22 protein-coding genes and 2 pseudogenes are annotated in these 26,341 nt (G+C 60.6%); 8 read left to right on the top strand and 16 right to left on the bottom strand.

Going from position 1 to position 26,341, the window contains the following annotated elements; genetic code table 11:
• Positions 1 to 165: 165 nt before the first annotated feature.
• The 6 genes and pseudogenes from B0B13_RS07745 to B0B13_RS19245 form a co-directional block, all read right to left on the bottom strand.
• Positions 166 to 414, bottom strand: coding sequence for a (2Fe-2S)-binding protein (locus B0B13_RS07745; protein WP_076795494.1), 249 nt, complete (start codon positions 412 to 414; stop codon positions 166 to 168).
• A gap of 105 nt (positions 415 to 519) precedes the next feature.
• Positions 520 to 1,386: a glutamate racemase gene (gene murI / locus B0B13_RS07740; protein WP_076795491.1), complete on the bottom strand. Its 867-nt coding sequence runs from the start codon at positions 1,384 to 1,386 to the stop codon at positions 520 to 522.
• A 27-nt stretch (positions 1,387 to 1,413) separates the two neighbouring features.
• Positions 1,414 to 1,893 (bottom strand): bacterioferritin, encoded by a 480-nt coding sequence (bfr, locus tag B0B13_RS07735; protein WP_076797216.1) that lies wholly within the window; start codon positions 1,891 to 1,893, stop codon positions 1,414 to 1,416.
• A gap of 112 nt (positions 1,894 to 2,005) precedes the next feature.
• Positions 2,006 to 3,529 carry a fumarate hydratase gene (locus tag B0B13_RS07730; RefSeq protein ID WP_076795488.1) on the bottom strand — a complete coding sequence of 508 codons (1,524 nt, stop codon included), beginning with the start codon at positions 3,527 to 3,529 and terminating at the stop codon, positions 2,006 to 2,008.
• Between the two features lie 49 nt (positions 3,530 to 3,578).
• A complete protein-coding gene (locus B0B13_RS07725) occupies positions 3,579 to 4,151 on the bottom strand; it encodes a TIGR00645 family protein (RefSeq protein ID WP_076786840.1) in 573 nt (190 codons plus the stop codon).
• Between the two features lie 313 nt (positions 4,152 to 4,464).
• Positions 4,465 to 4,620: pseudogene (locus B0B13_RS19245) on the bottom strand (DMT family transporter); the annotation flags it as partial.
• A 206-nt stretch (positions 4,621 to 4,826) separates the two neighbouring features.
• On the opposite strand from B0B13_RS19245, the gene acs reads away from it, so the two are divergent.
• On the top strand, positions 4,827 to 6,809 hold the full coding sequence (gene acs, locus B0B13_RS07715) for an acetate--CoA ligase (RefSeq protein WP_076795483.1): 1,983 nt from the start codon (positions 4,827 to 4,829) through the stop codon (positions 6,807 to 6,809).
• A gap of 103 nt (positions 6,810 to 6,912) precedes the next feature.
• Here acs and B0B13_RS07710 read toward each other — a convergent pair whose 3' ends face one another.
• Both B0B13_RS07710 and B0B13_RS07705 read right to left on the bottom strand, forming a co-directional pair.
• Positions 6,913 to 8,085 carry an F-box protein gene (locus B0B13_RS07710; RefSeq protein ID WP_139337368.1) on the bottom strand — a complete coding sequence of 391 codons (1,173 nt, stop codon included), beginning with the start codon at positions 8,083 to 8,085 and terminating at the stop codon, positions 6,913 to 6,915.
• A gap of 147 nt (positions 8,086 to 8,232) precedes the next feature.
• On the bottom strand, positions 8,233 to 9,744 hold the full coding sequence (locus B0B13_RS07705; protein ID WP_076795478.1) for a cryptochrome/photolyase family protein: 1,512 nt from the start codon (positions 9,742 to 9,744) through the stop codon (positions 8,233 to 8,235).
• Between the two features lie 984 nt (positions 9,745 to 10,728).
• Between B0B13_RS07705 and B0B13_RS20010 the strand changes: the two genes are divergently transcribed.
• Positions 10,729 to 10,932, top strand: coding sequence for a hypothetical protein (locus B0B13_RS20010; protein WP_370643217.1), 204 nt, complete (start codon positions 10,729 to 10,731; stop codon positions 10,930 to 10,932).
• Between the two features lie 111 nt (positions 10,933 to 11,043).
• Here B0B13_RS20010 and B0B13_RS17875 read toward each other — a convergent pair whose 3' ends face one another.
• Positions 11,044 to 11,223, bottom strand: coding sequence for a hypothetical protein (locus B0B13_RS17875; RefSeq protein WP_139337367.1), 180 nt, complete (start codon positions 11,221 to 11,223; stop codon positions 11,044 to 11,046).
• Between the two features lie 214 nt (positions 11,224 to 11,437).
• The gene (locus B0B13_RS17870; RefSeq protein WP_139337366.1) at positions 11,438 to 12,334 is read right to left on the bottom strand and encodes a hypothetical protein; all 897 of its coding nucleotides are present in this window, start codon (positions 12,332 to 12,334) and stop codon (positions 11,438 to 11,440) included.
• Here B0B13_RS17870 and B0B13_RS17865 point away from each other — a divergent pair.
• The 5 genes and pseudogenes from B0B13_RS17865 to ldcA all read left to right on the top strand — a co-directional run bounded on the left by B0B13_RS17865 (position 12,329) and on the right by ldcA (position 16,221).
• Positions 12,329 to 13,159, top strand: a complete 831-nt coding sequence (locus B0B13_RS17865) for a hypothetical protein (RefSeq protein WP_139337365.1) — start codon at positions 12,329 to 12,331, stop codon at positions 13,157 to 13,159. The genes B0B13_RS17870 and B0B13_RS17865 overlap by 6 nt on opposite strands.
• A gap of 160 nt (positions 13,160 to 13,319) precedes the next feature.
• Positions 13,320 to 14,387, top strand: a complete 1,068-nt coding sequence (locus tag B0B13_RS07685) for a phytoene/squalene synthase family protein (RefSeq protein WP_076797215.1) — start codon at positions 13,320 to 13,322, stop codon at positions 14,385 to 14,387.
• A gap of 98 nt (positions 14,388 to 14,485) precedes the next feature.
• A pseudogene (locus B0B13_RS17860) lies at positions 14,486 to 14,647 on the top strand (DnaJ family domain-containing protein); the annotation flags it as partial.
• A gap of 24 nt (positions 14,648 to 14,671) precedes the next feature.
• Positions 14,672 to 15,193, top strand: a complete 522-nt coding sequence (gene tadA, locus B0B13_RS07680; RefSeq protein ID WP_076786849.1) for a tRNA adenosine(34) deaminase TadA — start codon at positions 14,672 to 14,674, stop codon at positions 15,191 to 15,193.
• A 101-nt stretch (positions 15,194 to 15,294) separates the two neighbouring features.
• On the top strand, positions 15,295 to 16,221 hold the full coding sequence (gene ldcA / locus B0B13_RS07675; RefSeq protein WP_076786851.1) for a muramoyltetrapeptide carboxypeptidase: 927 nt from the start codon (positions 15,295 to 15,297) through the stop codon (positions 16,219 to 16,221).
• A 77-nt stretch (positions 16,222 to 16,298) separates the two neighbouring features.
• On the opposite strand, the gene B0B13_RS07670 is transcribed toward ldcA, so the two are convergent.
• Entirely contained in the window at positions 16,299 to 17,735 is a 1,437-nt protein-coding gene (locus B0B13_RS07670) for a hypothetical protein (RefSeq protein WP_235090519.1), read from the bottom strand.
• A gap of 640 nt (positions 17,736 to 18,375) precedes the next feature.
• On the opposite strand from B0B13_RS07670, the gene B0B13_RS07660 reads away from it, so the two are divergent.
• Positions 18,376 to 19,668, top strand: a complete 1,293-nt coding sequence (locus tag B0B13_RS07660; RefSeq protein ID WP_139337364.1) for a glycoside hydrolase 5 family protein — start codon at positions 18,376 to 18,378, stop codon at positions 19,666 to 19,668.
• Positions 19,669 to 19,747: 79 nt separating this feature from the next.
• Here B0B13_RS07660 and B0B13_RS07655 read toward each other — a convergent pair whose 3' ends face one another.
• The 5 genes from B0B13_RS07655 to B0B13_RS07635 form a co-directional block, all read right to left on the bottom strand.
• Positions 19,748 to 20,908, bottom strand: a complete 1,161-nt coding sequence (locus tag B0B13_RS07655; RefSeq protein ID WP_076795466.1) for an acyltransferase family protein — start codon at positions 20,906 to 20,908, stop codon at positions 19,748 to 19,750.
• A gap of 259 nt (positions 20,909 to 21,167) precedes the next feature.
• Positions 21,168 to 22,424, bottom strand: a complete 1,257-nt coding sequence (locus tag B0B13_RS07650) for an oligosaccharide flippase family protein (protein WP_076786861.1) — start codon at positions 22,422 to 22,424, stop codon at positions 21,168 to 21,170.
• 76 nt (positions 22,425 to 22,500) lie between these two features.
• A complete protein-coding gene (locus B0B13_RS07645; RefSeq protein WP_076797214.1) occupies positions 22,501 to 23,700 on the bottom strand; it encodes a glycosyltransferase family 4 protein in 1,200 nt (399 codons plus the stop codon).
• Between the two features lie 38 nt (positions 23,701 to 23,738).
• Complete coding sequence (locus B0B13_RS07640) at positions 23,739 to 25,445, bottom strand: mannose-1-phosphate guanylyltransferase/mannose-6-phosphate isomerase (RefSeq protein WP_076795463.1); 1,707 nt, start codon at positions 25,443 to 25,445, stop codon at positions 23,739 to 23,741.
• Positions 25,442 to 26,077, bottom strand: a complete 636-nt coding sequence (locus tag B0B13_RS07635; RefSeq protein WP_076786866.1) for a GNAT family N-acetyltransferase — start codon at positions 26,075 to 26,077, stop codon at positions 25,442 to 25,444. Before B0B13_RS07635 ends, B0B13_RS07640 begins: the two co-directional genes overlap by 4 nt.
• Between the last annotated feature and the right edge of the window lie 264 nt (positions 26,078 to 26,341).

Below are 26,341 nucleotides of genomic sequence, written 5' to 3'. Positions count from 1 at the left end.
AGAGATGCATAGCGTTGTCGCGAATCCAAGCAGCAGTTCCATGAAGTCCTCCGAGAGCGAGGCGAGGTAGCGTGGCTGGCTCGCGCGTCGCGCTGGCTGGCACGGAGAAAGACGGATCCAGCAGAACCGACGCGGCATCGGGCTGCAGCCCGGTATCAATCGGCGTCAGGCCGCCTTGCGTTCGTAGAACGTAACCGGCGCCGGCGCCACATGACGCGCCGGGTGGGCGCCGGGGCCGCACAGGCTAGGGCACGCGCCGCAGGCGGCGACCAGGTCACGCACGGTTTCCTCGCACTTGCCGCAGCACGTTGCCACGCCCAACTCAAATTGCAACTCGTCGAACGTCGATGCACCGGACTCCAGCCACGCACGGATAGTACGGTCAGAAACAGACTTGCACACGCAGACGATCATGATGCGCTGACAGCTAAAGTTAATGCGAATTATTATCATTCTTTGTGGCGACGTGCGCAAGCGAGATCGATGATTTTTTGTAACAGCGGGGCGGCTAACCTCGCGTCAGGCCGGCACGTTGAGATAAACCGGTTCCGACGCTATTTCGACGTGTTCGGCAGCTACGTTGACGCCGAGCAGTTGCCAAGCGATACGAGTCAATTGCCGGGCGTCGCCTGTGGTGACGAGCCGCAACGGCGTTGGCACGGGTGTTGGTTCGGTGTGCGCGACGGCGGCCGGGCCCGTGTCGGCCAGTAACTGCTGGTCGGTCAGCCGTCGCACCAATTGACGTGCGATGGCTTCGCCGGTGTCGATGATGTGAAGCTGGTCGGCGGTAATGGTGCGCACCGCATTTAGCAGAAACGGATAGTGGGTACAGCCCAGCACCAATGTGTCGGCGCTGGCGTCCAGGATTGGCTGCAGGCATGCGGACAGACGCTGTATGACGACCGGCGAATCGATGTCGCCTGCCTCGATGGCGTCGACCAGGCCATGGCCTGCCTGGCACACGAATCGGCAATCGCCGCCGTACTGGGCGAGCAGCGCGTTGAAGCGCGCGCTCTTGAGCGTGCTGGCGGTCGCCAGTACGCCGGCCACGCGGGTGCGCGACTGCAACGCGGCAGGCTTGATGCCCGGCTCGACGCCGATGATCGGCAGCTGTAGCCGCTCGCGCAGCATCGATACGGTATGCGCGGTGGCGGTGTTGCAGGCCACTACAATCGCCTTCACATGTTGCGCCGCGAGCCACCGGCCGATGCCCAGCGTGCGCGCCGCGATGAACGTGTCGTCGCGCTCGCCATACGGCGCGTAGCGGGAATCGGCGCAATACAGCAGCGCCTCATCGGGTAATGCCGCACGGATCGCGTGCAGCACCGATAGACCCCCGACTCCGGAGTCGAACACGCCGACCGGCGCCGCGTTGCGCATCGTCATTATCACCGTACTGGTGGCTGCCGTCGCTTAAGATTGGACGGCCGTCATCACGGACTGCTGGTAATTCTGGATGCCCACCTTGTTGATCAATTCGAGTTGTGTCTCGAGCCAATCGATATGCTCTTCCGTGTCGTCCAAGATGCGGCGGAAGATTTCGCGTGACACGTAGTCACGCACGGACTCGCAATACGCAATCGCTTCCTTACAGGTCGTTTGCGATGCCAGTTCGAGCTTCAGGTCACATTCAAGGATTTCCTGCGTGGTCTCGCCGACCAGTAGTTTGTGCAGATCCTGCAGATTCGGCAAACCGTCGAGCATGAATACGCGCTCAATCAGCCAGTCGGCGTGCTTCATTTCACCGATTGACTCGTCGTATTCGTGCTTGCCCAGCTTGTCCAACCCCCAGTGTCGGTACATCCGCGCATGCAGAAAGTACTGGTTGATCGCTGTCAGTTCGTTTTTCAACTGAGCGTTCAAATATTCGATGACTTTTTTGTCGCCTTGCATGATCGGTTCCTTGTTGGGGACAGGCACGGATGGTGTGCAAGTCATTGATCGAATAGAGCAGTCCGTTGCCCGCTAAATGGGAAGCCGCGCAGCTGCGCGGCCCGCCGATTCACTACGCGGCCGCAATCGAAACCTTGCCGATCCTGGCCTGCCATTGCTTTGGGCCAGTCTGATGGACCGACGTGCCGTTGGCATCGACTGCCACGGTGACCGGCATGTCCTTGACCTCAAACTCGTAAATGGCTTCCATCCCAAGATCTTCGAACGCGACCACGCGCGAGCCGCGGATTGCCTTGGACACAAGGTACGCGGCGCCGCCGACCGCCATCAAGTAGGCAGCCTTGTGCTGCTTGATCGCATCGATCGCGACCGGGCCGCGCTCGGCCTTGCCAATCATCGAAATGAGGCCGGTTTGCGCGAGCATCATCTCGGTGAACTTATCCATCCGCGTCGCGGTCGTCGGGCCGGCGGGACCGACGACTTCATCGCGCACCGGATCGACTGGGCCGACATAATAAATCACGCGGTTTGTGAAGTCGACTGGCAGCGGCCGGCCGTTGGCCAGCATGTCCGCAATGCGCTTATGCGCGGCATCGCGTCCGGTTAGCATTTTGCCCGAGAGCAACAGCGTCTGGCCCGGCTTCCAGCTGGCGACTTGCTCGCGCGTCAGCGTATCGAGGTCCACACGTTGGCTGGTCTCAGTGTTCGGTTGCCAATGCACATTGGGCCACGCCTCCAGCGGCGGCGGATCCAGCCGCGCGACGCCGGAGCCGTCGAGCGTGAAGTGCACATGGCGGGTCGCCGCGCAGTTCGGAATGATCGCAATCGGCTTGCTGGCCGCGTGCGTGGGCGCCGCCATGATCTTCACGTCCAGCACAGTCGACAGACCACCCAGCCCTTGTGCGCCGATGCCCAGCGCGTTGACCTTTTCGTGCAACTCAATGCGCAGCGCTTCAATCCAGTCGCGCGGCCCGCGGGCGATCACATCTTGGATGTCGATCGGATCCATCAGCGATTCCTTCGCCATCAACACCGCCTTCTCGGCGGTGCCGCCAATGCCGATGCCGAGCATGCCCGGTGGGCACCAGCCGGCGCCCATCGTCGGCACAGTCTTGAGCACCCAGTCAACGATCGAATCGGATGGGTTCAGCATCGCGAACTTGGACTTGTTTTCCGAGCCGCCACCCTTGGCTGCCACCTGCACGTCGAGTTTGTCGCCCGGAACGATCTCATAGTGGATCACTGCCGGCGTGTTGTCCTGGGTGTTCTTGCGCGCACCTTCGGGCGGATTGACGATCGAAGCGCGCAGCACGTTATCCGGGTGCGTGTAGCCGCGCCGCACGCCTTCGTTGATCATATCCGTCACGCTCATCGTCGCGCCATCCCAGCGCACGTCCATGCCGACCTTGACGAACACCGTGACGATGCCAGTGTCCTGACAGATCGGGCGGCGCCCCTCGGCGCACATCCGGCTGTTGGTGAGGATCTGCGCGATCGCGTCCTTCGCAGCCGAGCTTTGCTCGCGCTCGTAGGCGCGGCCCAACGCCTGGATATAGTCCAGCGGATGGTAGTAGCTGATGTATTGCAGCGCATCGGCGATGCTTTGGATCAGGTCTTCCTGCTTGATGACTCTCATGATGCTTTTCTCGTGGGGGTACTGCGTCGGTTGGCAGCGGAATCAACGCTCAATCGTGGTTCGAAGCGGCGACTGAAACAGGCGCATGCGGCGCGTGCGATGTGAGCCGGTCCACCCAGGCCATCACGAGTGCCGATAGCAGGAACGCGGCGTGGATCAGCACTTGCCACATCACCGCTTGTGACGAATGCTGGTCGGGATCGATGAAGGTCTTGAGCAAGTGGATTGACGAGATGCTGATCAGTGCCATCGATAGCTTGACCTTCAGCACGCCGGCATTGACGTGGTCAAGCCACTCCGGTTCGTCCGGGTGGCCCTCCAGACCCAGTCGCGACACGAACGTCTCGTAGCCGCCGATAATCACCATGATCAGCAAATTCGAGATCATCACGACGTCGATCAGCCCGAGGACCACCAGCATTACATTGGTCTCGGTCAGCGACGCCGCGTGCGATACCAGGTGCCAAAGCTCCTTGAGGAATAGGAACACATAAATGGCTTGTGCGAGGATCAGGCCCAAATACAGGGGGAGTTGCAGCCAGCGACTGAAGAAGATCAGCGATGGCAGCGCGCGCATACGGCGCGGCCCAGACGGCGGAAATGGCGGGTGACTGGAAGGCATCGTGCAGCTGAATAAACGGTGTCGCACTGCCCGTGCACGCGCGCGGGCAGGGGCGAACGCCAGGGTGGGATCAAAACGCGGTTATTGTACCGCGTCGCAGTAGAATTGCCGCGGCGCGCCCCGCTCAGCCGATTGGCGCGGCACGCTCGGCTCACGCGTGGGTGATGAGTCACGTGCGGATGTCGGGTCACGATGCGACCGACGGGACACTAGCCGGCCGCATGCTGGCCCACGCAATGCCCGGCGACCACGCATACCAGCGTGCCCCCGTGCACTGCGCTCAGACGTTCGCCAAGAATGACGATCTCGTATGCAGCGGCCAGAGCATGCCGATCGCGCTTATGAACCGCAGTAACGCGAATAGCGCGAAGACCGGCACTGGCACGCATACGATGATGCTTTTGCCAATGCCAGCGTTGGTGCCGACGAGCAGCATCGCGCAGAGGGGCAAGAGGACGTAGCGGTTCACTGCGGGGACACGGCGAATCCGATGCCGTTTAGCTTTTTCTTAATTGAGCAGGCATTGTAGGGTTCATTGTAGAGTTCTGGGTAAGCGCCAGCCAGCACGTGAGCCGATGCGGTGCAGCGATCGTCTTTGCTGCACCGCAACAGCGTCAGTCGATACGGCGGCACACGACAACGATTTTGTTCATTCCATTATCAGGAGATAGTTTGATGTCTGCCATTGAATCGGTCCTGCAAGAGCAGCGCGTGTTTCCTCCCTGCGCGCAGACCACGGCCGCGGCCGCCATCGCTGGCATGGATGCCTATCGGGCGCTGGTCGCCGAGGCCGAGCGCGACTACGAGGGATTCTGGGCCCGCCTGGCGCGCGAGCACTTGGCGTGGCATAAGCCGTTCACGAAAGTGCTGGACGAATCCAATGCACCGTTCTACACGTGGTTCGAGGACGGTCAGCTCAACGCTTCATACAATTGCCTGGACCGGCAGATCGCCGCGGGCCACGCGCAAAAGAACGCAATCGTGTTCGAGTCTGACGATGGCACGCTCACGCCTGTTTCGTATAGTGAGCTGCACCGGCGCGTGTGCCAGTTTGCCAATGCACTGAAGTCGCGCGGCGTGCGCAAGGGCGATCGCGTGGTGATTTACATGCCGATGTCGGTCGAAGGCGTCGTCGCGATGCAGGCTTGTGCCCGAATCGGCGCGACACATTCAGTCGTGTTTGGCGGGTTTTCGTCGAAATCGCTCAATGAGCGGCTGATCGATGTCGGCGCCGTGGCGCTGGTCACGGCCGACGAGCAGATGCGCGGCGGTAAGGCGCTGCCGCTCAAGCGTATTGCCGACGAGGCACTGGCGATGGGCGGATGCGACGCGGTGAAGGATGTCATCGTCTACCGGCGCACCGGTGGCAAGGTCACCTGGCACGAAGGGCGCGACCATTGGCTGCATGAACTGGTGGCCCAACAGCCTGAGCAATGCGAGCCGGAATGGGTCGGCGCTGAACATCCGCTGTTTATTCTGTACACGTCGGGTTCTACCGGCAAGCCAAAGGGCGTGCAGCACAGCACCGGCGGCTATTTGCTGTGGGCCGCGTTGACGATGAAATGGGCGTTTGATATCAAACCGGACGACGTGTTCTGGTGTACCGCCGACATCGGCTGGATCACCGGCCATACGTATATCGCGTATGGACCGCTTGCGTGCGGTGCGACCCAGGTGGTGTTCGAGGGTGTGCCGACCTATCCGAATGCGGGCCGTTTCTGGGACATGATTGCACGCCACAACGTGAGCGTGTTTTACACCGCGCCCACAGCGATCCGCTCGCTGATCAAGGCATCCGACGCGGACCCGAAGTGCCACCCGAGCGCGTATGATCTGTCCTCGCTGCGTATCATCGGCACGGTTGGCGAGCCGATCAATCCGCAGGCGTGGGTCTGGTATTACGAGCAGGTCGGCGGCAAGCGCTGCCCGGTGATCGACACGTGGTGGCAGACTGAGACCGGCGGCCACATGATCACGCCGCTACCCGGGGCCACGCCGCTGGTGCCTGGCTCCTGCACACTGCCGTTGCCGGGCATCATGGCGACGATCGTCGACGAGACTGGCCAAGACGTGCCGAACGGGCAGGGTGGGATTCTGGTGGTCAAGCGTCCGTGGCCATCAATGATCCGCACGATCTGGGGCAATCCTGAGCGCTTCAGCAAGAGCTACTTCCCGGAAGAGTTGGGTGGCAGGCTGTACCTCGCAGGGGACGGCAGCGTGCGGGACAAGGACACCGGCTATTTCACAATCATGGGCCGCATCGATGATGTGCTAAACGTCTCCGGCCACCGCCTCGGCACGATGGAGATCGAATCGGCGCTGGTCGCCAATCCGATGGTCGCCGAAGCGGCGGTCGTCGGGCGGCCCGATGATACGACCGGTGAAGCGGTGGTTGCTTTCGTCGTGCTCAAGCGCGCCCGCCCACAGGGCGACGAGGCGGTGCAAGTAGCGAACGCATTGCGTGCATGGGTGGCCAACGAAATTGGGCCGATCGCCAAGCCGAAGGATATCCGGTTTGGGGAGAACTTGCCCAAGACCCGCTCCGGCAAGATCATGCGGCGGTTGCTGCGCTCGCTTGCCAAGGGCGAGACGATTACGCAGGATGTATCCACGCTGGAGAACCCGGCGATCCTCGAGCAGTTGAACGAGGCCCGCTGAGCGATGCTCGCCGTCAGCTACTGAAGCGGAAGCCAGATGCCGATACGCGTGCGCTAGTCGACCGTATCCGGCATCCGTGAGCGCCAGATCGACGAGCGTTCGGTCAGGCTCCCGTACGAAGGCGTTCGATATGGTCCAGTGTTGATCGCGACACGATACGGTTCAGTGTTGGCCGCGATAGAGGGTGTGCGTTGGGTGCCGCGTTGCCGCTCAGGTTTCTCAGCCGCTGCGCAAGCCGGGACCGTTCCTCGCCTGCTATCGCGTCGTTGGCACCGACGCTGTGCTTGTCGCCGTGTCGGCGGGCTTCGCCTATCGCCTGTTCAAGCAAGCTGACGAACTTGTGCAGCGGCAGGTCTTTAGGCCGCCATGCGAAAACGGCAGTGCAAATTTCGATATCGGGATTCTCCAACGCGTGCTGATCGCGCTCGCCGGCGAGCATGGCGGCCTCGCTCTCGGAAAAACCGTAGTTCAGCAAATGAATGGCGTAGTTGCGGTTTGATATCTCGACATTTCCGTCTTGGATTCTCGGAAACAATCGTTCGATCGTCATCGCTTCCTTGCCTTGCAATCCGATGATTCGTGTCAGTGCCGGTGCGCGTTCGCGTTCCGGCAGCGCTTCGATTTGCGACTTCAGGTGGTGTAGCAGGGTGCGATGCTGCAGTTCGCGTGCCGACGCGTTATCACCCGACGGCAAGCTGCTGTCCCGCTCGTTGCGGTGCGCCGCGGGCGACGCGCCGTTATTGGAGCGCATCACATGATCGATTATCTGATCCAGCACGTCCTTCCTGTCCCGCGGCGCCAGCCATTCAAGTTTAAAAGACTGAATGACCCAATCCAGTTCGGCACGGCTGTGCTCGAGCCGTTCCAACGACGCCGTCCATAGCGTTCTTGCTTGATCGTGCTGCTTGGGGCCGGGGGCCAGCTGGCGAACGGCCTGGAGTTTCTTGTTTACGAGAAAGCAATGCCGTCGGGGCAGCAGTATCTGCCGGAACTTGCGGTTGACCTCGGACAACTGCGCCGTATCGCTGAGCGGAAGGCCGCGGAATATGTTGGCGAGAATCTCCGTTGGCATCTCGTTCAGACCAGTGGCGGCCTGCGGGCTGTTGGACGGTTGCTTGTCAACCAGCCCGTCGAGTCGATGCGCCCCATAATGTCGTTGCGCGGTGGTTTGGCACCCGCCTGCATTGGCCGCGTAAGCCGCTGGGGGGACCGGTTCAAATGTCTGCGTGCCTTGACTGGCACGCGATGTGACGCTCAAGGAGAGAGGATGTGGCATTCGGTAGCCTCTGAAAACCGCGATTGTCGGAGCAAGCGCGACAATAGGCTGCACCGGTGCCGAAACGGCAATGGAAGAACCGAATCAGCCATGCAAGACAAGCTGCGGTCTCAGCTCGGCCATGACGACGGGCCGCAGCTGCCTGATTCACGGTCCACGCATACACCCCATCGCCTTTAGCGCTCGTTCGCGCGCCTGTTGGTGAGGCACCACCGGCAGTGGATAGTCCTGCCCGAGCCGAACCGACGCAGAAGCCAGTTGTGCGGGTTGTGCGTGCCACGGCGCATGGATGCATCCGGCCGATAAGCGCGCGAGTTCGGGCACCCAGCGCCGCACATAGTCGCCCTGCGGGTCAAATTTCTGCCCCTGTAGCACCGGGTTGAAGATGCGAAAGTACGGTGCCGCATCGGCGCCACTGCCGGCTACCCATTGCCAATTCGCAGGGTTGCTAGCGCCGTCGGCATCGACGAGCGTGTCCCAAAACCAGGTCTCTCCTTCACGCCAGTCGATGAGCAGATGCTTGACCAGGAACGATGCCGTCACCATCCGCACGCGATTGTGCATCCAACCGGTATGCCACAGTTCGCGCATGCCGGCGTCCACAAGCGGATAGCCGGTGCGGCCGCGCTGCCACGCGCGCAGATCTGTGGCATCGACACGCCACGGCATGGTGTCGAATTGCCGTTTGAAATTGACTTGATGCAACGGCGCACAATGGTAGAGCAGATAGTATGAGAACTCGCGCCAGCCAAGCTCGTCAAGAAACTTATCCACGCTGCCGCTCGCGGTGGACGTGCTGCGCCCATTGCCGCAGCGGTGCGCGGCGCGTGCCGCAGACAGTACGGCATGCCATACCTGCCGTGCCGAGAGATTGCCAAAGCGAAGATACGGAGACAGTCGACTGGTTGCCTGCATCGCGGGCACGTCGCGGCCACTTGCGTAGCGGGTCAGCGCGTTCGCGAGAAAATCGTCTAGCTGCGTCCATCCTGCTTGCTCGCCGCATTGCCACGTTTCGCGCAGTCCACCGGCCCAGTCGGGTGTGCGAGGCTGGAGCGCCAGTGCAGACAGATTTTTTACGCGTGCCGCCACGGCGACGTTTTCCGGCACCGGAAAGAAGTCGATTCGCTGAGGTCCGGGCCGTGGCGCTTCAGGGCAATACTCGTGGCGCGCGGCGCGCCAGTACGCGCCGAAGACCTGAAACGGACGGCCATCTCGCGTGGCGACGGTCCACGGCTCTCGCAGCAGGTGTCCGTTGAAGGTGAAAGCCGCAATGCCGCGTTCTTTGAGCGCCGTCTTGATCGCGATGTCGGTTTCGCGTTGCGACGCCGAATACCTGCGATTCCAGCACACCTTGATCGCGCCGATTGCCACGGCGAACGCTTCAATGGTCTGCGACTCGGAGCCGTGAAGGACAGTCAATTCGCCGCCCAACGCGATGAGCGCAGCATTGAGTGCGTGTAGAGATTCATGGAGCCACCAGCGCCCAGCTGCGCCCGGCGGGCGCGTATTTCGTGGCGCCGGGTCGTGAACATACACGCACACGACAGGGTGACCCGTGGCAATGGCGTATTCGAGCGCGGGATTGTCGGCTAGGCGTTGATCGTCGCGAAACCACACGACGACGGGCGGTAGCGAGTAGGGCGGCGCAGACGGCGGCATTGGGAAGTCGCGAAGCGGGTAGCCAACATAATCTTCATAATACGGGTTCCCGCGCGGATGACTGTTGGAATTTATCAACAGCGTCGCATCGTTTCCTGCAGGCTACAGGCGGGCGGGTTAACTAGCGGGAGGTGTCGGGCAGCGAAGACTTGCGAGCGGTCAGCGGTGAAGTCCGCATCCTCGTGCTGGCTCGTGTTACGGACTCTTTTGCAAGCTCGCGTGTATTGCCTCGATCAGCGCATGGTCGTTGGCTTTCTCGATTTCTTGAGTCGTAACCGGAGGCCGTGTCGGGTCGCACATTCTGTCATGCAGGTCTCGTTGCAGTGGGGTCAACGCGCCTCTGACGGCTGCCCCGACACGTTCGTATTCAGCCTGTTCCACGCTGCTATCTAGCGGCGGCGCGGAAGGTTGCGGTGTGCAGGACTGCGGCTCGGCAGGCGAAGGCGGTGCTATTAGGGCAGCGGGGGGGAATGAGTTATAAGGGAAAAAGTACGCCTGCGATTGGTTCAGGAACTGCGGCATGGTATTGGCGAAGGGTCCATTTGCAGTCCAGAGAAGATTGCGCAGAGCAGCGACCGGCCCCCACGATGGTATCTGGGAAGGCGCAGGTGCCGGACGCGCGCCTGAACTCACGGGCGTGGGCGTTGTTGTTTCAATGGGTCCCAGTCGTGGCGGTGTGGTGAGGTAAGGACCGTTGTCTGACATGTGGTGTTCCAGAAATAGCTGGACGAGCGCGGCAGCGAAGCGAGCGCCCGTCATATGTCGGATATCGATTATCGCTGTTGCGCCATCCGGCTCGCGCGTCGGTCGGCGCAATCGTGGATGGTGTCGCGAAGTCGATTCAAACAAGATCGATCCAGCGACGGAGCAAGCCGTTGCGGCGGCAGTCGGCTGGCAGCGCAATCTGTTTGCTGACGCGCCTGTTTCGGCGGGCAGCGGCGGCGCGCGCAGGCCGGTACGCTCACTTTCATGGTCGGCGCTGACATGCAGTTGTTCGAGCGCATTCAACTGGTGTTGCTGAGCATGGGAAAGAACGTCGTTCGTTGCGGTGAACCGGGCATGGGGCAGATGGCCAAGATCTGCAACAATCTGGTCGCCGGCGAATATTTGCCTGACCCGATGGCAAATACTTGTCCGACTCGATTACATCTTGGGCGTCTCGCCGCCTGTACATGCCAGCTTCCGTGACGATAGACTGCCGCATCCCGTTTCCCGGTTGTAGAATGTCACGCCACTGACACTACTCTGCCGTGTGGCGTTGTCATCGATGTTTTGAACACCCGTCGGCCGCGGGTATTCCTATGTTGTTCGATGTTGCGCCGAGGTGGCTTGTTTCAAGCAAGATGATTGAGTGGCCCGGCGCGTTTCGCCAAGCACAAAAGAAAAGTGGCCGGCGGCAATAGACAGGCTATGGGTGGCCAATATCTCGCGGGTCTTTTTCAGTCGTGTTGATTTCTCGAAATCGAGTGCATCACGCATGGCATTGGGAATCGATCACACGGTTTTGAGTTGAGCAAAAGACAGCTTTACACGGATTGAGCAATTGAGTAAAAAAGTGGTGCCGTTTAATCTAGTTTTCGAGCAAAGGAAGCGGAATAGGGCGGCGTTAAAAGACGCTCGAACCGCAAGTGAATCGGTGCACGCCAACGCGGCCTTGAAGGATTTAGCCGCATCCGGTTGGCTTATCAGGGCATTACGTTACAGAATAATCCGGTTTGTCGCTGTGATGCTTATGGGTGCTGCGGGGGCATGTGGGGGCGGCGGCGGCAAGTCTGATGATGACAGGGTCCAACGCGTAGTCGTCAAAGAGGCGGACGGGGAACGAGAGCGGGCCCGGTCGCCAATGGATCCCGTACAAGGCCAGCACACCGGTACCACGGCCGGTTCTCCAGCCCTTACGACAAATTCGGCCCATACGACGAATATCATCAACATTACAAATGTAGGCCGATTTTATGCGACGGATGGAAAGGTCGAGATTGGTAGTCTGAATCACGACAAAGGCAGGAAGAGGCGTAGTACTTGGCGGACAGGCCACAGCGTAAGCGAAGCTGTGGTGAATGACTTGAATGTGGGCGTGGGCGAGTACGAAGCGCGGATCTCGGACGTCGGCGTACAGACCGAACCTGAGCCCGCCGTCCAAGTCGCGGACGTCGGCGTACAGACCAAACCTGAGCCTGCCGCCCAAGTCGCGGACGTTGGCGTACAGACCGACTCCGAGCCCGTTGCCCAAGTCGCGGACCTCGGCGTACAGACCGACTCTGAGCCCGCCGCCCAAGTCGCGGACGTTGGCGTACAGACCAAACCTGAGCCTGCCGCCCAAGTCGCGGACGTTGGCGTACAGACCGACTCCGAGCCCGTTGCCCAAGTCGCGGACCTCGGCGTACAGACCGACTCCGAGCCTGCCGCCCAAGTCGCGGACGTTGGCGTACAGACCGACTCCGAGCCCGTTGCCCAAGTCGCGGACCTCGGCGTACAGACCGAACCCGAGCCTGCCGCTCAAGTCGCGGACGTTGGCGTACAGACCGAACCCGAGCCCGCCGCTCAAGTCGCAGACGCCGATGTACAGACCGGACTTGTGGAGATGCACGAAGCACAAGGCCAATACGTCGGCCGCGTAAGAGACATCTACGGTTTCACCGCGTTGGTCACCCCGGCGGGCAGGTTTTATGCGATATATACTGATGGCAAAGACATAGGTGAGGCCGACGACATAGGTGATGCCGTTGTTGGCGATCTCGGCAATCTCGGGAAGGGAATCCTCTATCGAAAGGAGCAGCCTGCAATCAAGGTCACATTAACGGCGTTGCCCGCTTCCGGCCGTTCGCTGACTTCCATCGTCGGTTCCACACTAGTCTCAACCGCGTCCAACCTAGTCTCAACCGCGTCCAAGCGGCGTTTCAGTTATCAGAATACTGCCGAAGAGGTCAACGACGCGTACCTCAATCGGCGATCGATTCACCTCGTCGCATCCGCCGAGGGACTGCCGCCGCTCGACTTCAATGGCAGTATCAGCACAGTGTTACATACCACGCCGGCTGTGAGCAAAGTAGCCGGGACATACAAAGGCATGTCCAGCAAACGTGACTACCATGTCAACGAGACCAATATGCCGAGCATACTTGACAATATGCCGGGCATACTTGAAATGACGATCGATTACCAGGGCAGGATCAAAGGAACAGAGGGATATTGCTCGTTTGCCGGCAAGATCGTTCCTCGTGAGTGGGGCAATGCCTACGATATCGAGATTGGGTTCGCAGACAACATGATGTGTTCCTACCAAAACTTGATGGTTCGCGGCGTAGCTTTCTACATTAAACAGGAAAAGAGAGACCGGCTTCGCGCGATAATGCAAACGTCGTGCAAGGGCGGCATGCTGTTCAACGTGACGCGCGTCGACGCCAATCCGTGAACCGGTACAATGCTGGCTGTGACTGTTAATTCATGGCTGCGCGATGTCCGATTCATCGTTCGACTCTCGCTCCGGTTGCGCTGCAGCGCACGCGCGGTGTGCCGCCGGGCCGGTGGCCGGCTCGCAACCGCCCGCCTCCGTGACCGCTGCTGACCAATCCATGCGTGATCCGGCGCGAGATTTCCTGCTCGGTCCGCTGCTCAAGGGAGTGTCCCGCTCATTCTACTTGACGCTGCGCGTGTTGCCCGCCGGCATGCGGGACCCGGTGGGCCTGGCGTATCTGCTGGCGCGCGCCGCCGACACGATCGCAGACACACCGCTGATCGAGCCCGCGTTGCGGCTGAAAATGCTATTGACACTGCGTGCGCACGTGAATGGCGACGAACACGATTGCGGGCCACTGCGCGAGATTGCCGGGCAGTTGGCTGCGCAACAACAGTCCGACGAGCGGCGGCTGCTGGAATCGCTCGAGCCGGCACTGGCGATCCTGCAGCAGTTGGACGAGCGCGATCGCGAGGCGGTCCGTGACATTGTGTCGACACTCACACGCGGTATGGAATTCGATTTGATCACGTTTGCGCACGAGCGCTCCGGGCAGATCGTGGCGTTACGTGCATGGCACGAGCTGGATCAGTACACCTACATGGTCGCCGGCTGCGTCGGCGCGTTCTGGACCGAGATGACCTATACGCATCTGCCACGCGCGCTGCACGGCGACCCCGTGGCGATGTCGGAGCGCGGTGTGCGTTTTGGTAGGGCACTGCAGCTGACTAACGTGCTGCGCGATTGCGCCAAGGACCTGCGGACCGGCCGCTGCTACTTGCCGTCCACGATGCTCGAGCGGTACGGCTTGACGCCGCAGGATCTGTTGACTGCCGAGGCGGCTGGCCGTGCGCGCCCGGTGATGTTAGAACTCGTGCGCCATGCGCTGGACCAGTTCCGCGACGCAATCGACTATACGCTGGCGATCCGCCGTTCGGCGCCGCGCCTGAGGCTGGCATGCCTGTGGCCGATCGTCATCGGCCTGAAAACGCTGCTGTTGCTGGTCGACAGCGCGAACTGGTTGGTGCCGGAGGCGAGCGTCAAGGTTCGACGCCAGCAGGTGTACGGCGTTATCGCCACCTCGATCCTGCTCGTCGGGTCCGATACGCTGCTGCGCGCATGGCTGGAGCGGTTGATCGCTGCAATAGAGTGCCGGCTCCATTGCACTTCGCGCGACGGCGGTTGAACCGCGTTAGAGTTTGGTATCCTTGACGCGCATTTCGAATCTTGTCCGTCTATGAAACTGCTCGACGTGCTGGTTGAACAGCGCATCGCCGCCGCGGCCGCGCGGAGCAGCATCGCCTGCGGGCGAAGTGGCTGGCGCTGACCATGGCGCTCGAATCGCTGCGTGACGGGCCGATGGTGGTGCCGCACGAGTATTGCCGCCGTGTCGCTGAACGCCTAGCTGGCTGTGGCGGTGCCGTCGCGCCAGCAGTGATCGACTGAGCGACCCTTCGACGCGGAGCTTGCATGCACAACAGCGGTTTGTCTGACGCGGGCCCGTTGGCCCGGGATCTGCGTTTCATGGCGTTGGCGCGCGCCGCCGCGCGCCACGCTTATGCGATTGGCGAAGTGCCGGTGGGCGCCGTGATCGTGCGGGGCGATGAAGTGATTGCGCAGGGCTTCAACCAGCCGATCAGCACTCACGATCCGTCTGCGCATGCGGAGATGGTCGCGCTGCGAGCGGCTGCACAGGCGTTGTCTAATTACCGGATGCCGGGCTGCGAATTATATGTAACGCTCGAGCCGTGCCTAATGTGCGCGGGCGCGATCATGCATGCGCGCATCGCTCGAGTGGTGTTCGGCGCGCATGATCCGAAGACTGGCGCGTGTGGCAGTGTCGTTGACGTGTTCGCGCAGCCGCGGTTGAATCATCATGCAAGCGTCGTTGGCGGCGTACTGGCCGATGAATGCTCGCACGAGCTAAGCCAGTTCTTCGTCGAGCGCCGCCGGCAGCTGCGCGCGTCGCGCACACTCGGCGATGCAAATTGATCCCGGTCGACGTCGTGCCATGTGATCCCAATTGACGTCGCGCCGTGCTGGCACGGGTCGCAGTACGCGCCGCGCACCGTCTTTCCCCGCACAGGAGTGTCATGAAGCCCCGCACGATCGAACTGATTGCCCCTTGCGGCTACCCGCAGGATCCACAAACCGTTGCCCGGGCGCTGGCGCGCTGGGTCGATGCTGGCCATCACATTCGGGGCATTGATACGAGCGAGCGGCGCTTCCAGCGCTTCGCGGGCACGGATACACAACGGGCCGCGGATCTGAATCGGCTTGCAGACCCTGCGCGGGCGCTGCCGGACATCGTGCTGGCTGTGCGCGGCGGCTACGGCGCGATTCGGTTGCTGCATGGACTGGACTACGCGGGATTACAACGCCGGCTGGCTGGTGAACCGATCGCGATCTGCGGCCATAGTGACTTCACCGCGATCCAGATGGCGCTGTTCGCGCACAGCGGCCTCATTACGTTCGGCGGCCCGATGCTGAGCAGCAACTTTGGCGCGCCGAGACTGAGCGAATTCACAGTCGAGCATTTCTGGACGGCGATTAGCAAACCGGAATTCACGATTGGCGAGCCGACGCCGCAGCCTGACGACGTCGACCTGCACGGCACGCTGTGGGGCGGCAATCTCGCGACGATCGCCGCGCTGGCCGGTACGCGATACTTGCCGGACATCGATGAGGGCATCTTGTTTGTTGAGGACGCCAACGAACATCCATTCCGCGTCGAGCGGATGCTGTACCAATTGCATCTGGCCGGCATCCTACCGCGCCAACAGGCGCTGGTGCTCGGCGATTTCACCGGGGTGCGGTTGTCGGACTATGACAATGGCTATGATTTTGACGCGATGGTCGAGCAGATCCGCGCGCTGACCGGTATTCCGGTGATCACCGGGCTGCGTTTTGGCCACGGCGCGGATACTGTGACGCTGCCCGTGGGCGTGCCCGCGCGGTTGAAAGCCGGCGCCGACGGCTTTACGCTGACAATTAGCGGCCATCCGACCCTGGCGGAGTAATACTACCTGTGGCAGCGGAGCTATCCGACGCTGGATTGTAGCGAGGCGCCGGGAACCAAGAAGCGCTGCCCCGCGCGTCAAGCCTCGCGCATGTGTGAGGTGCGCGCGGTCAGCTCCACTTCATGCCGGTCCGCGACCTGTCGTGCGCGATTGCGGTGATACAGCCGGCAATAGGCGAATGCAACGAAGCTCCACGGTGCAAGATACGAGAACTCCGGCACCGATACCATCATCATCATATAGGTCGCGACGCAGCATTGCCGTAGTGCGATTGCCTTCGGCGCCCAATCGAGCTTGAATGCTGGATACAGCAATAGCCCACTGAACAGGGCGATGCCCAGCAGGCCATTGTTGACTAGCAGCGTTGAAAACATGTCGGTGGTGCGGATGTAGCCGAAGCCGATTCCCACCAGCTTATTCGCAACGGGCGCATTGAGCCAGAAGTCGATAGCAGCCATGAACCCGGCCGAGCGCTCCTGGCCCGATGAATTGGCGCCGGTGAGTTTCTTGATCACCACGTCATCCGCCAATTGCACGACTTGCTCGTTAAACACGATGACGATCGCGATGATGGCAAGCGCGGCTAGCACCAGCTTGATGATATTGATCCGCGTGTGCATCATCCGGATGCCGAGGTAGCACAGGTAGCCGACCATCGCCGTCGTGGAGGCCGTCATCACGAGCGACACGCCAATCATGATCGCGGGCCAGCGCGACCGTTGCACGGTGCGGGCATAGACCCAGAACGGGAACATCGACAGCACATACATCGACGGTTCACCCGTCAGCGACTTCAGGCGCTGCATTGAAATACCGCCGACGCCCATTGTCTGAAAGTCGCTGCCCGTGACGATGTCCTTGGGCAGCGGCCGGGCCAGTGTGTTGGTAAACTGACGATTGGACAGAAAGTCGCCCGACTGGCCGGTTACAAAATAGTAGGCGCACTCATAAAGTCCGTACACGGCAAACAGTACGCCGGAGGCAACGATGATGCGATCCCATGCGTCATCGTAGTAGACGTACAGGTAGGTGCCATAGAGAACCACCGCGACGACATAGAGAGATTGCGTGAAAAGCGAAGAGCGCATGACAAACGAATGGTCATACGGATTGACCAGCGATAACGTGTCGAGGTCAGGCGTATAACCGTCGGTCAGGTCGGCTAGCTGCGTCAGTGTGAACAGCAATACCCAGACAAAAATCGCGGTTAAAAGGATACGCAAATAGCGGGTACGCTCGCCGCCTCCATACAGCATGGCGATTGCCAGTGATAAGAAGCACATCAAATAACCCGGCGTGGTGCCTTGCACACTGGGAAACACCAGCACGGACGTGATCGGCACAAAAAATGCCCACACCAGATAATAACGATCCACTGCCTTAAAGGCACCACGTGCCGTACCGGAGCCAAACCTCTCGTTCCATGATGGACCGACGACGTGCTGCCCATCGCCGGGACGCGCTGGTGCGGCAGACAGAGTGCGGCCGCGATGGTTCGAATTCGTGTCGTTCATCTCACAGGGTGTTCCGCAATCAATCACTGAAGCAACCGCTGGCTATTGCCGTCATGGCATCGGGCCATTACCGTCGCATCTTGTGACGCACTTGAGCCGGGAGGGGCGTATACGCTTTGGTTATTGGGCATAGCATCGCGTACGATCCAACGCGTATCAGTGCGTTGACGTACCATTTCGAATTAAAGACGTGCCGGCGGCGGGCGCATAGATAGGGTGCTTGCTGTTGGCGACAGCCATACCGGGTACATCATATTGCCGGTACATTGGGTCGAGCACGGTAATGGGCTACGTTATGCGTCGTCAGCGTGTGTGCAGCGAAACATCAATCTTTTCAAGTGCCCAAACCAAGTAAAATGTACTCTCGTTCTTTTGACGCATGAAGCGTCATCCTAGTTCTCTTAGCTGTGCGTGCAAATAATTTGCTCGCTGGCTAGCTTCGGGTTCGTCGATTCGGCTGTCGATTGCCATCCGCACCCTGTGTCACTGTGCGTCCGGCTTCAATCCACCGTTTCGTCACGAAGAAGTTCCATTCCTACGAAGTGCAAGACGACGCCCGGTGTTCCAGAGGTGTGGTTCTTCGTCGCGTCCAATGTGGCACGGGCACGAAGTGCTTTCGTCAAATATTTGGCGAAGGCAAGTGCGTTTCGATGATCGACCTTTGTATGACTATACATTCAAATTCATGATTTCGAAGAAGAGAAATTCATCTAAAAGCGCTTACCATTGCGCCTCAAACGTCGATTTGGATTCCCAAGGCGGTGCGAAAGGCGCGCTATGCGTGCGACGTGAATTCCTTCGCACACTGGTTGCTACTGCCGGAACGATGGCGCTGGCGGTGTGTGCAAGCAGCGAGGTAGGGGCTGCTAGTCTCGACCGCGCGCGCCGCTGGCCCAGCAGTGGCGCAGCTTCGTCAGGTTCAGCAGCATCGGCTTCGAGTGCTGCTAGTACTACACCCGTCAGTGTGACGACCTCCAGTGTCGCGGCAACATCCAGTTCCATGTCGTCGAACAGCTACAATGCCGTGTCGTCTGGATTCTTCGGGATTAACGGACACATTAATTCGGGTAATGCGTATGGCACGGCGTTTGCCACACAGATAGCCTACATGCGCGACCTTGGCATTTCGAATGTTCGCCAAGACGTCTGGGATACGATTGGAGCAAAGAGCATTGCATCTTTCGTTGACACATTGAGGGGGACTGGCATTAGCGTTTCAGTGGTGATTACCCCAAAGCTATCCAATACCGATGAAGCCTCTGCGTACAGCAATAGCTTTCAGCTCGCGTACTCCATCGCAAGTATTCTAAAGGGCAAGGTGCTGTTGTATGAGTGCGGTAACGAAATGGAAATCGGTTTCGTCTCCCGTGGCGGCAACTTTCGCACCGACTACCGAGCGACGCCGTACTTTATTTATCGCGGGATGATACGCGGCATGATCGATGGTGTACGCGCCGCAGATCCCCGCGCGGCAGTGGCCGTTACCGCCGGGTGGTTGCACTTCGGTATTCTGCAAATGTTGGCCGACGGCACGGATCCACAAGGTGGAACGAGTGGACCACGCGTCAATTGGGATGTCACCTCCTGGCACTGGTATAGCGATATGGGGGACATCACGAATGCAAACGGTATCGACGTGCTTCATGAGTTGACGCGGCGCTTCCGGCGACCGATCTGGATTTCCGAGTATGGTTATCGACCGTATGGTCAGTCCGGCAACACGCTGCTTAATGCACAAGCGAGTTATCTGGCCACTCAAACGCGGCAGTTCGTGAAGCTCAAGTCGCAGTACAGTTTGTTGCAGTCGATCCAGCTGTATGAACTATTCGACATGTCGGCTGACGATGGCTATGGCCTGATCGAGTCGGATGGTGTCACGAAAAAGCCAGCCTATAGCGCCGTAAAAGAAAGCATTGCCAGCAGCAAGGCGTAGCGACGGAGTACTACGACTCGACGCTCGTGCAATGAGCGTTGCCGACGCATGGGGTTAGCGCGGAATTGGCGCCTGCGTTTCAGGAGCGCTGCGAACATGCTACAGCGGGCCGGGCCCGCTCCGTCAAGTGGGTCTGGCGCGCGCAGGTCAGCGCATGTCCCGCGCGGATGCTAGGCGCTTCGCAAAACTTGAAGCTCAGCCAGGACAGTGCGATTGCCGGCACCAACGGGGCAAGCATATAGACACCAAGCGGCGCACCAGTCCATTGATAGTGCCTACACAGCCAGAACACGAGATATAGCGGTATGCCATGCAGTAGGTACACGGAGTAGCTGAGTCTGCCTAACCAAGCAAATGACCGGCGATGAACCTTGAATGTGGTTGCGAAGCTGACAAACAACGTGATGCCGACGAGGTAGCCGATCGACGACGAAACGTGCGCATAATCATGGCGTCGAAGATTGTAGAGAGTTATTGCCACCGCAGTTAAAGCGATCAGTGCGGTCAACGCGATCAATACGCCACGGTAGGTCATCGACAAGGTAGGGGTAGAGCCCCTGCGCGGCCAGATAAACAAGATTGCGTTGGGTTCGTCGTACGCTTTGCGGAATACTGCACCCCAGAACATGATGGACAAATGATACAGCATTCCTTTGTACTGTCCCAATGCATGACTAGGAATGACATGCAATGCAGTGGTCAAGACGAACAGTATGCATAGTCCCGCGCTGGCGGTAACGAGTGCGCGCATTTGATGCAGCAAGCCACCCCAGAACAAAACTAGACATAGAATATAGAAATACAATTCGGTTTCCAATGTCCAGTAGTGGCCCATGATTGTGTCGAAGCCGAATGCCGTCGGAATCATCGTCAGGTTGACAAGAATGCCGATGCTACTCATCTTTTGTTGGAACAGCGTCCAGTACGCAAAATATCCAAGCGGTATCGAAAACCAGAATGCGGGATACAGCCGCATGAAACGGCGTATCAGAAATTTACGCGTACCATCGGCGATGCTGCCCCGCAGGCTGTTTGGAATCAGCATTCCGCTGATTCCAAAAAAAATCACGACACCGACGCGCCCGAAGTTAACTGAACGCTGCAGTGCATCCAATCCATGTTGAGATCCGGCCAGAGGGGCGAGCAGTTCGGCATAGTGCGTCCAGATAACGAACAATACCGCGATAGCGCGCATCGCGTCGATGTGGTCTAAACGGCCATTTGCTGGAGGGTTTGCCATTCAGTGGCCCTGGATCTGGTTATCGAGGAAGTCCATAGGATATGGACGATCCGCATCGATTGCAGCATTGTCTTCGTGACCCTACCCCGTGGCTGCGGCATCCAATCATGCGGGTGGGTACGTGTATGCAAAGTTCTTTACATTACAGTCGAACACGAGGCGCTTCGGTGTGTCACCGCACATCCATTAAAATTCAAGCAGTACGCCAAAAAAATTGACCCAAACGGTTGGAAACGATAGCGCATTTTTTTCGCAATCGCTATTGCCGCGGCGCCGCCCGCCCAATCAGCGACACGCCTTGCACATAAAGAATGTAAGCCAGCGCGGCCGCCACTGCACTCTCCGCGACCAACACCGCGGCGGCCGCGCCTTGTTCGGCGAACCACTTCGCGAGCAACGGCAGCAGAGCAACGTTGAGGAAGCCGGAGGAGATCAGCACGCGGCTGAACGCGGTCTTCATACCCAGCGGCAGCATCGTTTGTACGCCGAACAGATCCGTCATCCCCGCCATAAATGGAATGAACGCCATCCAGCGCAGCACGCCGATCGTCGGCTCGTAGTTCGCGCCGTACAGAATGCGCACCGCAAGCGGCGCGCAGAAAAAGATGCATAGCGAGATCGCCAACACCATCGCGCCCTGAACTACGAACAACTTGCGCAGGAAGGTCATCGCATCTTCACGCGCATGGTGCATCAGGTAGCTGATGTGCGGGTACGCAGCGGCTTTCATCGGCTGCAACATGCTGATCGCGGCGCGGATCAGCTTGTCGCCCGCGGCGAAATAGCCGGCGGCGACGTTGCCTGAGACAAAGCCAAGCAGCACGGTATTGGTCGATGCATAGAACGCGACCGACGTCGACGCGAGGAATACTTGCCAGCCGCCGGCTAGTGCATCGACGATATCCGCGATGCTTACTCGAACAAATTCAACCTCACGTCGGATGAACATGTAGACGAAGATCGCGATGCCCGAGCCAAGCGGCACGGCGGCGTTGACGACCATCGCGAGTGTGACGTCGGAACGCTCGCGCACGAGCAGGAACATCGCGGGGACGCTGAGCGCGCGGCTGGCGAATAGCAGCAGGCTCATCGTGCGCAGGTTCTCCACGCCCTGAAAGTACCAACTCGGTGTGAGCGCGGCCCCGATGGTCATGCCGAAGCCGATGATCAGCAGCGTGCGGTCGAAGGCGAAGCGATCGACGATGAAGGTCAACGCGAGCAGGATGACGAATCCGGCCACGGTGATCGCCACCTGCGCGAGAAAAGTGGCCCAGAACACGCGCGAGCGCTCGGCGCGATTTCCGCGTGCGAGCGCGATGCGCGGCGTGGCGGTTAGATCGAAGCTGTAATTGGTGAAATTGATGAAATAGGTGATGACAGCCAGCGCGAACGCAAGCTGGCCGTAGCCCTCAGGGCCAAGAACGCGGGTGAGCAACGGCAGCGTAAGCAGCGGTACGACGTAGGTCGAGACCTGCAGCGTCATCAACAACAGAAAGTTTTTCTTTACGGACGACATGTCCCGCTCCGGACTGGAGAAAATGAACCGGCGCAGGCCGTGCACGGCAATTTCACGCGGGTGTCACGCTGATCGATCATGCCCATTTGCGTACGGTATCGGGTTCTGTTCCGGCATGTAAATCGAGTAGGGCGCTCAACCGTGTCGCATAGTGCTCGCGCGTATACTGGGACCAATCGTAGCGGCGCCGCGTGTCGCGCAAATGCATGCCCAGTGCATCGAGCGCGGCGACCAGGCTGGCAGGTGTGCGCTGGTACTTGATCTTGTTGCCGATTTCATCGCCAAAACTGGCCAGGCTGCCCAGATCGTGCACGAGCACTGGCAGACCCATCATCGCCGCCTCGACGATCACCAACGGTGCGTTTTCAGCCCAGATCGACGGCAGCAGGACCGCATCGTGCGCGCGCAACGCCTCAAACAACTGCGCGTGGTCGAGCCGACCTGCAAAGCGCAATCGGCCGTTATCGACCAGCGCCTTGTACTTCGCGTGCAGGGCATCGCGTTGCGAGCCGTCGCCGTAGACGGTCACGCTGCTGAGCCGATGCCATTGCGTGTGGCTGGCCAGTTCGAGAAACGGATCCAGTCCTTTTTCGGGTTCGATGCGTCCAACGAACGCCAGGTCGAAGCGGTCTTTGCCGACGGTGCGGGGCGGGGCCTGGTTGATGCGGGTATTGACCGGATTGGGCAGGATTGCTGAGCGCGTAATGCCGCGCCGTGCCAGCGCATCGCGCATGTAAGGGCTTGGGCACAGGAACTGGTCAAAGACAGCAGACGGATTCAACAACGTATCAACCACGTGCCAATGCAGCTTTTTCACCGCATCGTGCAGCATGCTGCGCGCACTGGCGCATGTGAGCAGCCGCCGGCTGTCGCTCAGCGCCTCCAGCGGCAGAGGTTTGGACATGCCCGGTTGCGGATAGATCAACAGATTCGGGTTGTAGAACACCAGGTGGTAGTCATGGCAGGTCAGAAAGGTCCGGTAACCGAGCTTGCGCTTGTATCGTTGTATGACTGGCAGAATCGATGGCGACAGCAGACTGTGATAGTTGTGCACCAACACGCGTTGGGGCTGCACGCGTTCGATCGTGGCGGCCAGCGCGCGCGCCGCGGCAGGATTCCACGCGCGCCGCGCCATGCCATGCGCGGGGGGCACTGATCGTTCGTCGAAGCCCTCGGCGTCCACGCCGGGCAACTCCCGCAGTACGTCCACCGAGGTCCGGTATACTTCCTCCGCCCCGCCTTTGCGCACGAAATCGTTGATGACCAGCACCCTCACCTCGCGCTCGGCGACGGTGGGTCTCGTGGCGCGCACGGTCAACGGCCGGCCCGCCATGCGCTCACGCCGCCGCGCGGCGCGGCCGTGGCGCTCGGCGTTCCCTCAGCGCGGGAGATAGCCGTGTCTGAAGCGGCTTGCACAGCATCGGCGACTCCCGCCGCATGAGCGGTTGCGACGGGTGTGGCGCCGGACGTGCCGGACACGCCGGATGCACCCGGTGCGCCCGCCGCCGGCTGAGAGGCTCGGCCGTACTGGTCGTCCAGCCGCACGATATCGTCCTCGCCCAGGTAGTGTCCGGATTGCACTTCAATGATCTCCAGCGGCGTCTTGCCCGGATTCTCAAGCCGGTGCACCGTGCCCAGCGGAATATACGTCGATTCGTTCTCGCTCAGCAGGAACGTGTTGTCGCCGCACGTCACGCGCGCGGTGCCGCGCACCACGGTCCAGTGCTCCGCGCGATGGTAGTGCATCTGCAGCGACAATTGCTTGCCCGGCTCGACAACGATGCGCTTGACCTGGAAACGCTCGCCGTGGTCGATGGAGTCGTAATAGCCCCAGGGGCGATGGACCTTGCGATGATCTTCGGCTTCGACGTATTGCTCGGACTTGAGCCGTGCCACCACGGCCTTGACTTGCTGTACATCATGCTTGTTAGCGACCAGCACTGCATCGGCGGTCTCGATCACCACGATGTCCTTCAAGCCAACGCAGGCGATCAGGCGTCCTTCGGAATGCGCGAAGCTGTCCTCCGTGCCTTCGAAGATCACGCGGCCGCGCGATACGTTGCCGGCTGCGTCCTTTGGCAGGATTTCCCAGATGGCGTCCCAGGAGCCGACGTCGGACCAGCCGGCCGCCAGGGGCACAACGACGCCTTGGATACCCAGACCCGCTGGATCGGCGAGCCGTTCCATCACGGCGTAGTCGATCGAATCGGACGGGCATGCGTCGAAGGCGACCGCGTCTGCCTTGAAAAAGCCACCGGCTTGCTCTGCGCCGCTTCGCCAAGCTGCTTCACAGGCGGCATGTATAGGCGGGTTCAGCGCGGCGATTGCCGCGAGCCAGGTTGACGCGCGTACCACGAAGATGCCGCTGTTCCACCAATATTCGCCGGACTGCAGGTATTGGCGGGCCAGTTCCTGGTGCGGCTTCTCAACGAAGCGCTCGATTGCGTGGCCGCCCAGCGTGCCATTGGTATGCTGCACCGGTGCGCCGATTCGGATGTATCCATAGCCGGTCTCCGCGTGCCGGGGCAGCACGCCAAGCGTGGCGATGGCGCCGGCTTGCGCGTAGCAGGCGGCCAGCGCGATGGCGTCCTGAAACGCCTTCGGATCAGTGACCGCATGGTCGGCGGGCATCACCACCAGCACCGGGTCGCCGTGACGCGCCTGCGCGTCCAGCGCAGCAAGCGTGAGCGCTGGCGCGGTGTTGCGTGCTACCGGCTCCAACAGGATGCGGGCGGACTTGCCACTGGCGCGCACCTGTGCGGCACTCATGAAACGGTGGCGCTCGCCGCACACGAGCAGCAGTTCGTCATCTAGCGTCGCGCTGCTGATGCCGTCCAAGCGACGGGCAGTTGCCGTCAGCAGCGATTCATCGGCGATCAGGCCAATCAATTGCTTTGGGTGGTGCTCGCGCGACAGCGGCCACAGCCGCGTGCCGGAACCGCCGGCCAGGATCACCGGCAGCAGGTGCGGCGGCGCGTCGGCCGGGACGGAAGACGTGAATGTAGACTCAGTGCCGGTCATCGATTTACTCCGGAATCTGCGGGAAGGCGAGGTGAGAATGGGTAAGCGTCCGGTTCGGTGCGTGCATCGGCGCGCGCCGCGCGGGCCGGCTGGGCGATGCTGCCTAGTGCGCCGGCCACCGGCTCGACGAGGCCGCGCACGCCGCGTAGTAGGCCGCGGCTGGGCAAGGTCGCGTCGCGCATCGAGTGGATCATGCCGATGTACGGCATGCCGTGTTCGAGGAACGGTCCATCGACCTTGCGAAAACCAAACCGGCTATAAAACGCTTCGCGGTAGATCGGCGAGTGGATCCGCACCGGCGCACCTGGCCAACGCTCGCGCGCATGGCCCAGCGCCCGCCTGAGCAGTCGCTCGGCGGTGTCGTCGTCGCGCCGCGCGGCGCTCGTCAGGAATTTGTCGATCATCGTTTCCGGGTCGATGTCATCGCCCGGCAGCAGGCGCGCGTAGCCTCCCACCGATCGCTGCTGCGCGCGCGTATCGATCGCGAAAACGTGCAACGCGTGCTCGTCTTTGCCGTCGATGTCCAAGTGCACGTGAGCGTCCTCGACAACTAGTACGGCATTGCGCGCGCGCAGGATCAGATATAGCTCGTCCGAACTCAGTTGCCTGAATTCGCAGCATTTCCAGTCCATGATGGGTTCCTCGTTCAGCCAGCGCGGAAAACGTCAAGCGTGGCCGGATAGCACCGTGTGCAGCCGGCACCGCAATGTTGCAATGCCAAAAGCGTCCGCACCCTATGGAACGAAGGTACTGGCGAGTGCGTGCGGGCTCTGTTCGCAAGCGCACTATTTGGCATGGATTCCCGCGGGGTCGTGAGGTCGCGACGCCGGCGTTGTGCATTGCACGGTCAACGTGCGCTGACCCACTGTTCGGCAGCGAACCGATGCCCGTGCGGG

This window comes from Burkholderia sp. b14 (genome assembly GCF_900156195.1).
Taxonomy (GTDB): Bacteria; Pseudomonadota; Gammaproteobacteria; order Burkholderiales; family Burkholderiaceae; genus Mycetohabitans.
Note: the sequence above shows the minus strand (reverse complement) of the source record. Positions and strands in the feature narration are given on the sequence as shown.

Coding starts and splice junctions, on each gene's coding strand:
- B0B13_RS07725 (WP_076786840.1), bottom strand. CDS start 4,151: ATGCCTTCCAGTCACCCGCCATTTCCGCCGTCTGGGCCGCGCCGTATG.
- B0B13_RS07650 (WP_076786861.1), bottom strand. CDS start 22,424: ATGTCGTCCGTAAAGAAAAACTTTCTGTTGTTGATGACGCTGCAGGTC.
- B0B13_RS07635 (WP_076786866.1), bottom strand. CDS start 26,077: ATGGACTGGAAATGCTGCGAATTCAGGCAACTGAGTTCGGACGAGCTA.
- murI (WP_076795491.1), bottom strand. CDS start 1,386: ATGACGATGCGCAACGCGGCGCCGGTCGGCGTGTTCGACTCCGGAGTC.
- B0B13_RS07685 (WP_076797215.1), top strand. CDS start 13,320: ATGCGTGATCCGGCGCGAGATTTCCTGCTCGGTCCGCTGCTCAAGGGA.
- tadA (WP_076786849.1), top strand. CDS start 14,672: ATGCACAACAGCGGTTTGTCTGACGCGGGCCCGTTGGCCCGGGATCTG.
- B0B13_RS07705 (WP_076795478.1), bottom strand. CDS start 9,744: ATGCCGCCGTCTGCGCCGCCCTACTCGCTACCGCCCGTCGTCGTGTGG.
- B0B13_RS17865 (WP_139337365.1), top strand. CDS start 12,329: ATGCACGAAGCACAAGGCCAATACGTCGGCCGCGTAAGAGACATCTAC.
- acs (WP_076795483.1), top strand. CDS start 4,827: ATGTCTGCCATTGAATCGGTCCTGCAAGAGCAGCGCGTGTTTCCTCCC.
- B0B13_RS07670 (WP_235090519.1), bottom strand. CDS start 17,735: ATGAACGACACGAATTCGAACCATCGCGGCCGCACTCTGTCTGCCGCA.
- B0B13_RS20010 (WP_370643217.1), top strand. CDS start 10,729: ATGCAGTTGTTCGAGCGCATTCAACTGGTGTTGCTGAGCATGGGAAAG.
- B0B13_RS07640 (WP_076795463.1), bottom strand. CDS start 25,445: ATGACCGGCACTGAGTCTACATTCACGTCTTCCGTCCCGGCCGACGCG.
- B0B13_RS07730 (WP_076795488.1), bottom strand. CDS start 3,529: ATGAGAGTCATCAAGCAGGAAGACCTGATCCAAAGCATCGCCGATGCG.
- ldcA (WP_076786851.1), top strand. CDS start 15,295: ATGAAGCCCCGCACGATCGAACTGATTGCCCCTTGCGGCTACCCGCAG.
- bfr (WP_076797216.1), bottom strand. CDS start 1,893: ATGCAAGGCGACAAAAAAGTCATCGAATATTTGAACGCTCAGTTGAAA.
- B0B13_RS07710 (WP_139337368.1), bottom strand. CDS start 8,085: ATGCCACATCCTCTCTCCTTGAGCGTCACATCGCGTGCCAGTCAAGGC.
- B0B13_RS07655 (WP_076795466.1), bottom strand. CDS start 20,908: ATGGCAAACCCTCCAGCAAATGGCCGTTTAGACCACATCGACGCGATG.
- B0B13_RS17875 (WP_139337367.1), bottom strand. CDS start 11,223: ATGCGTGATGCACTCGATTTCGAGAAATCAACACGACTGAAAAAGACC.
- B0B13_RS07745 (WP_076795494.1), bottom strand. CDS start 414: ATGATCGTCTGCGTGTGCAAGTCTGTTTCTGACCGTACTATCCGTGCG.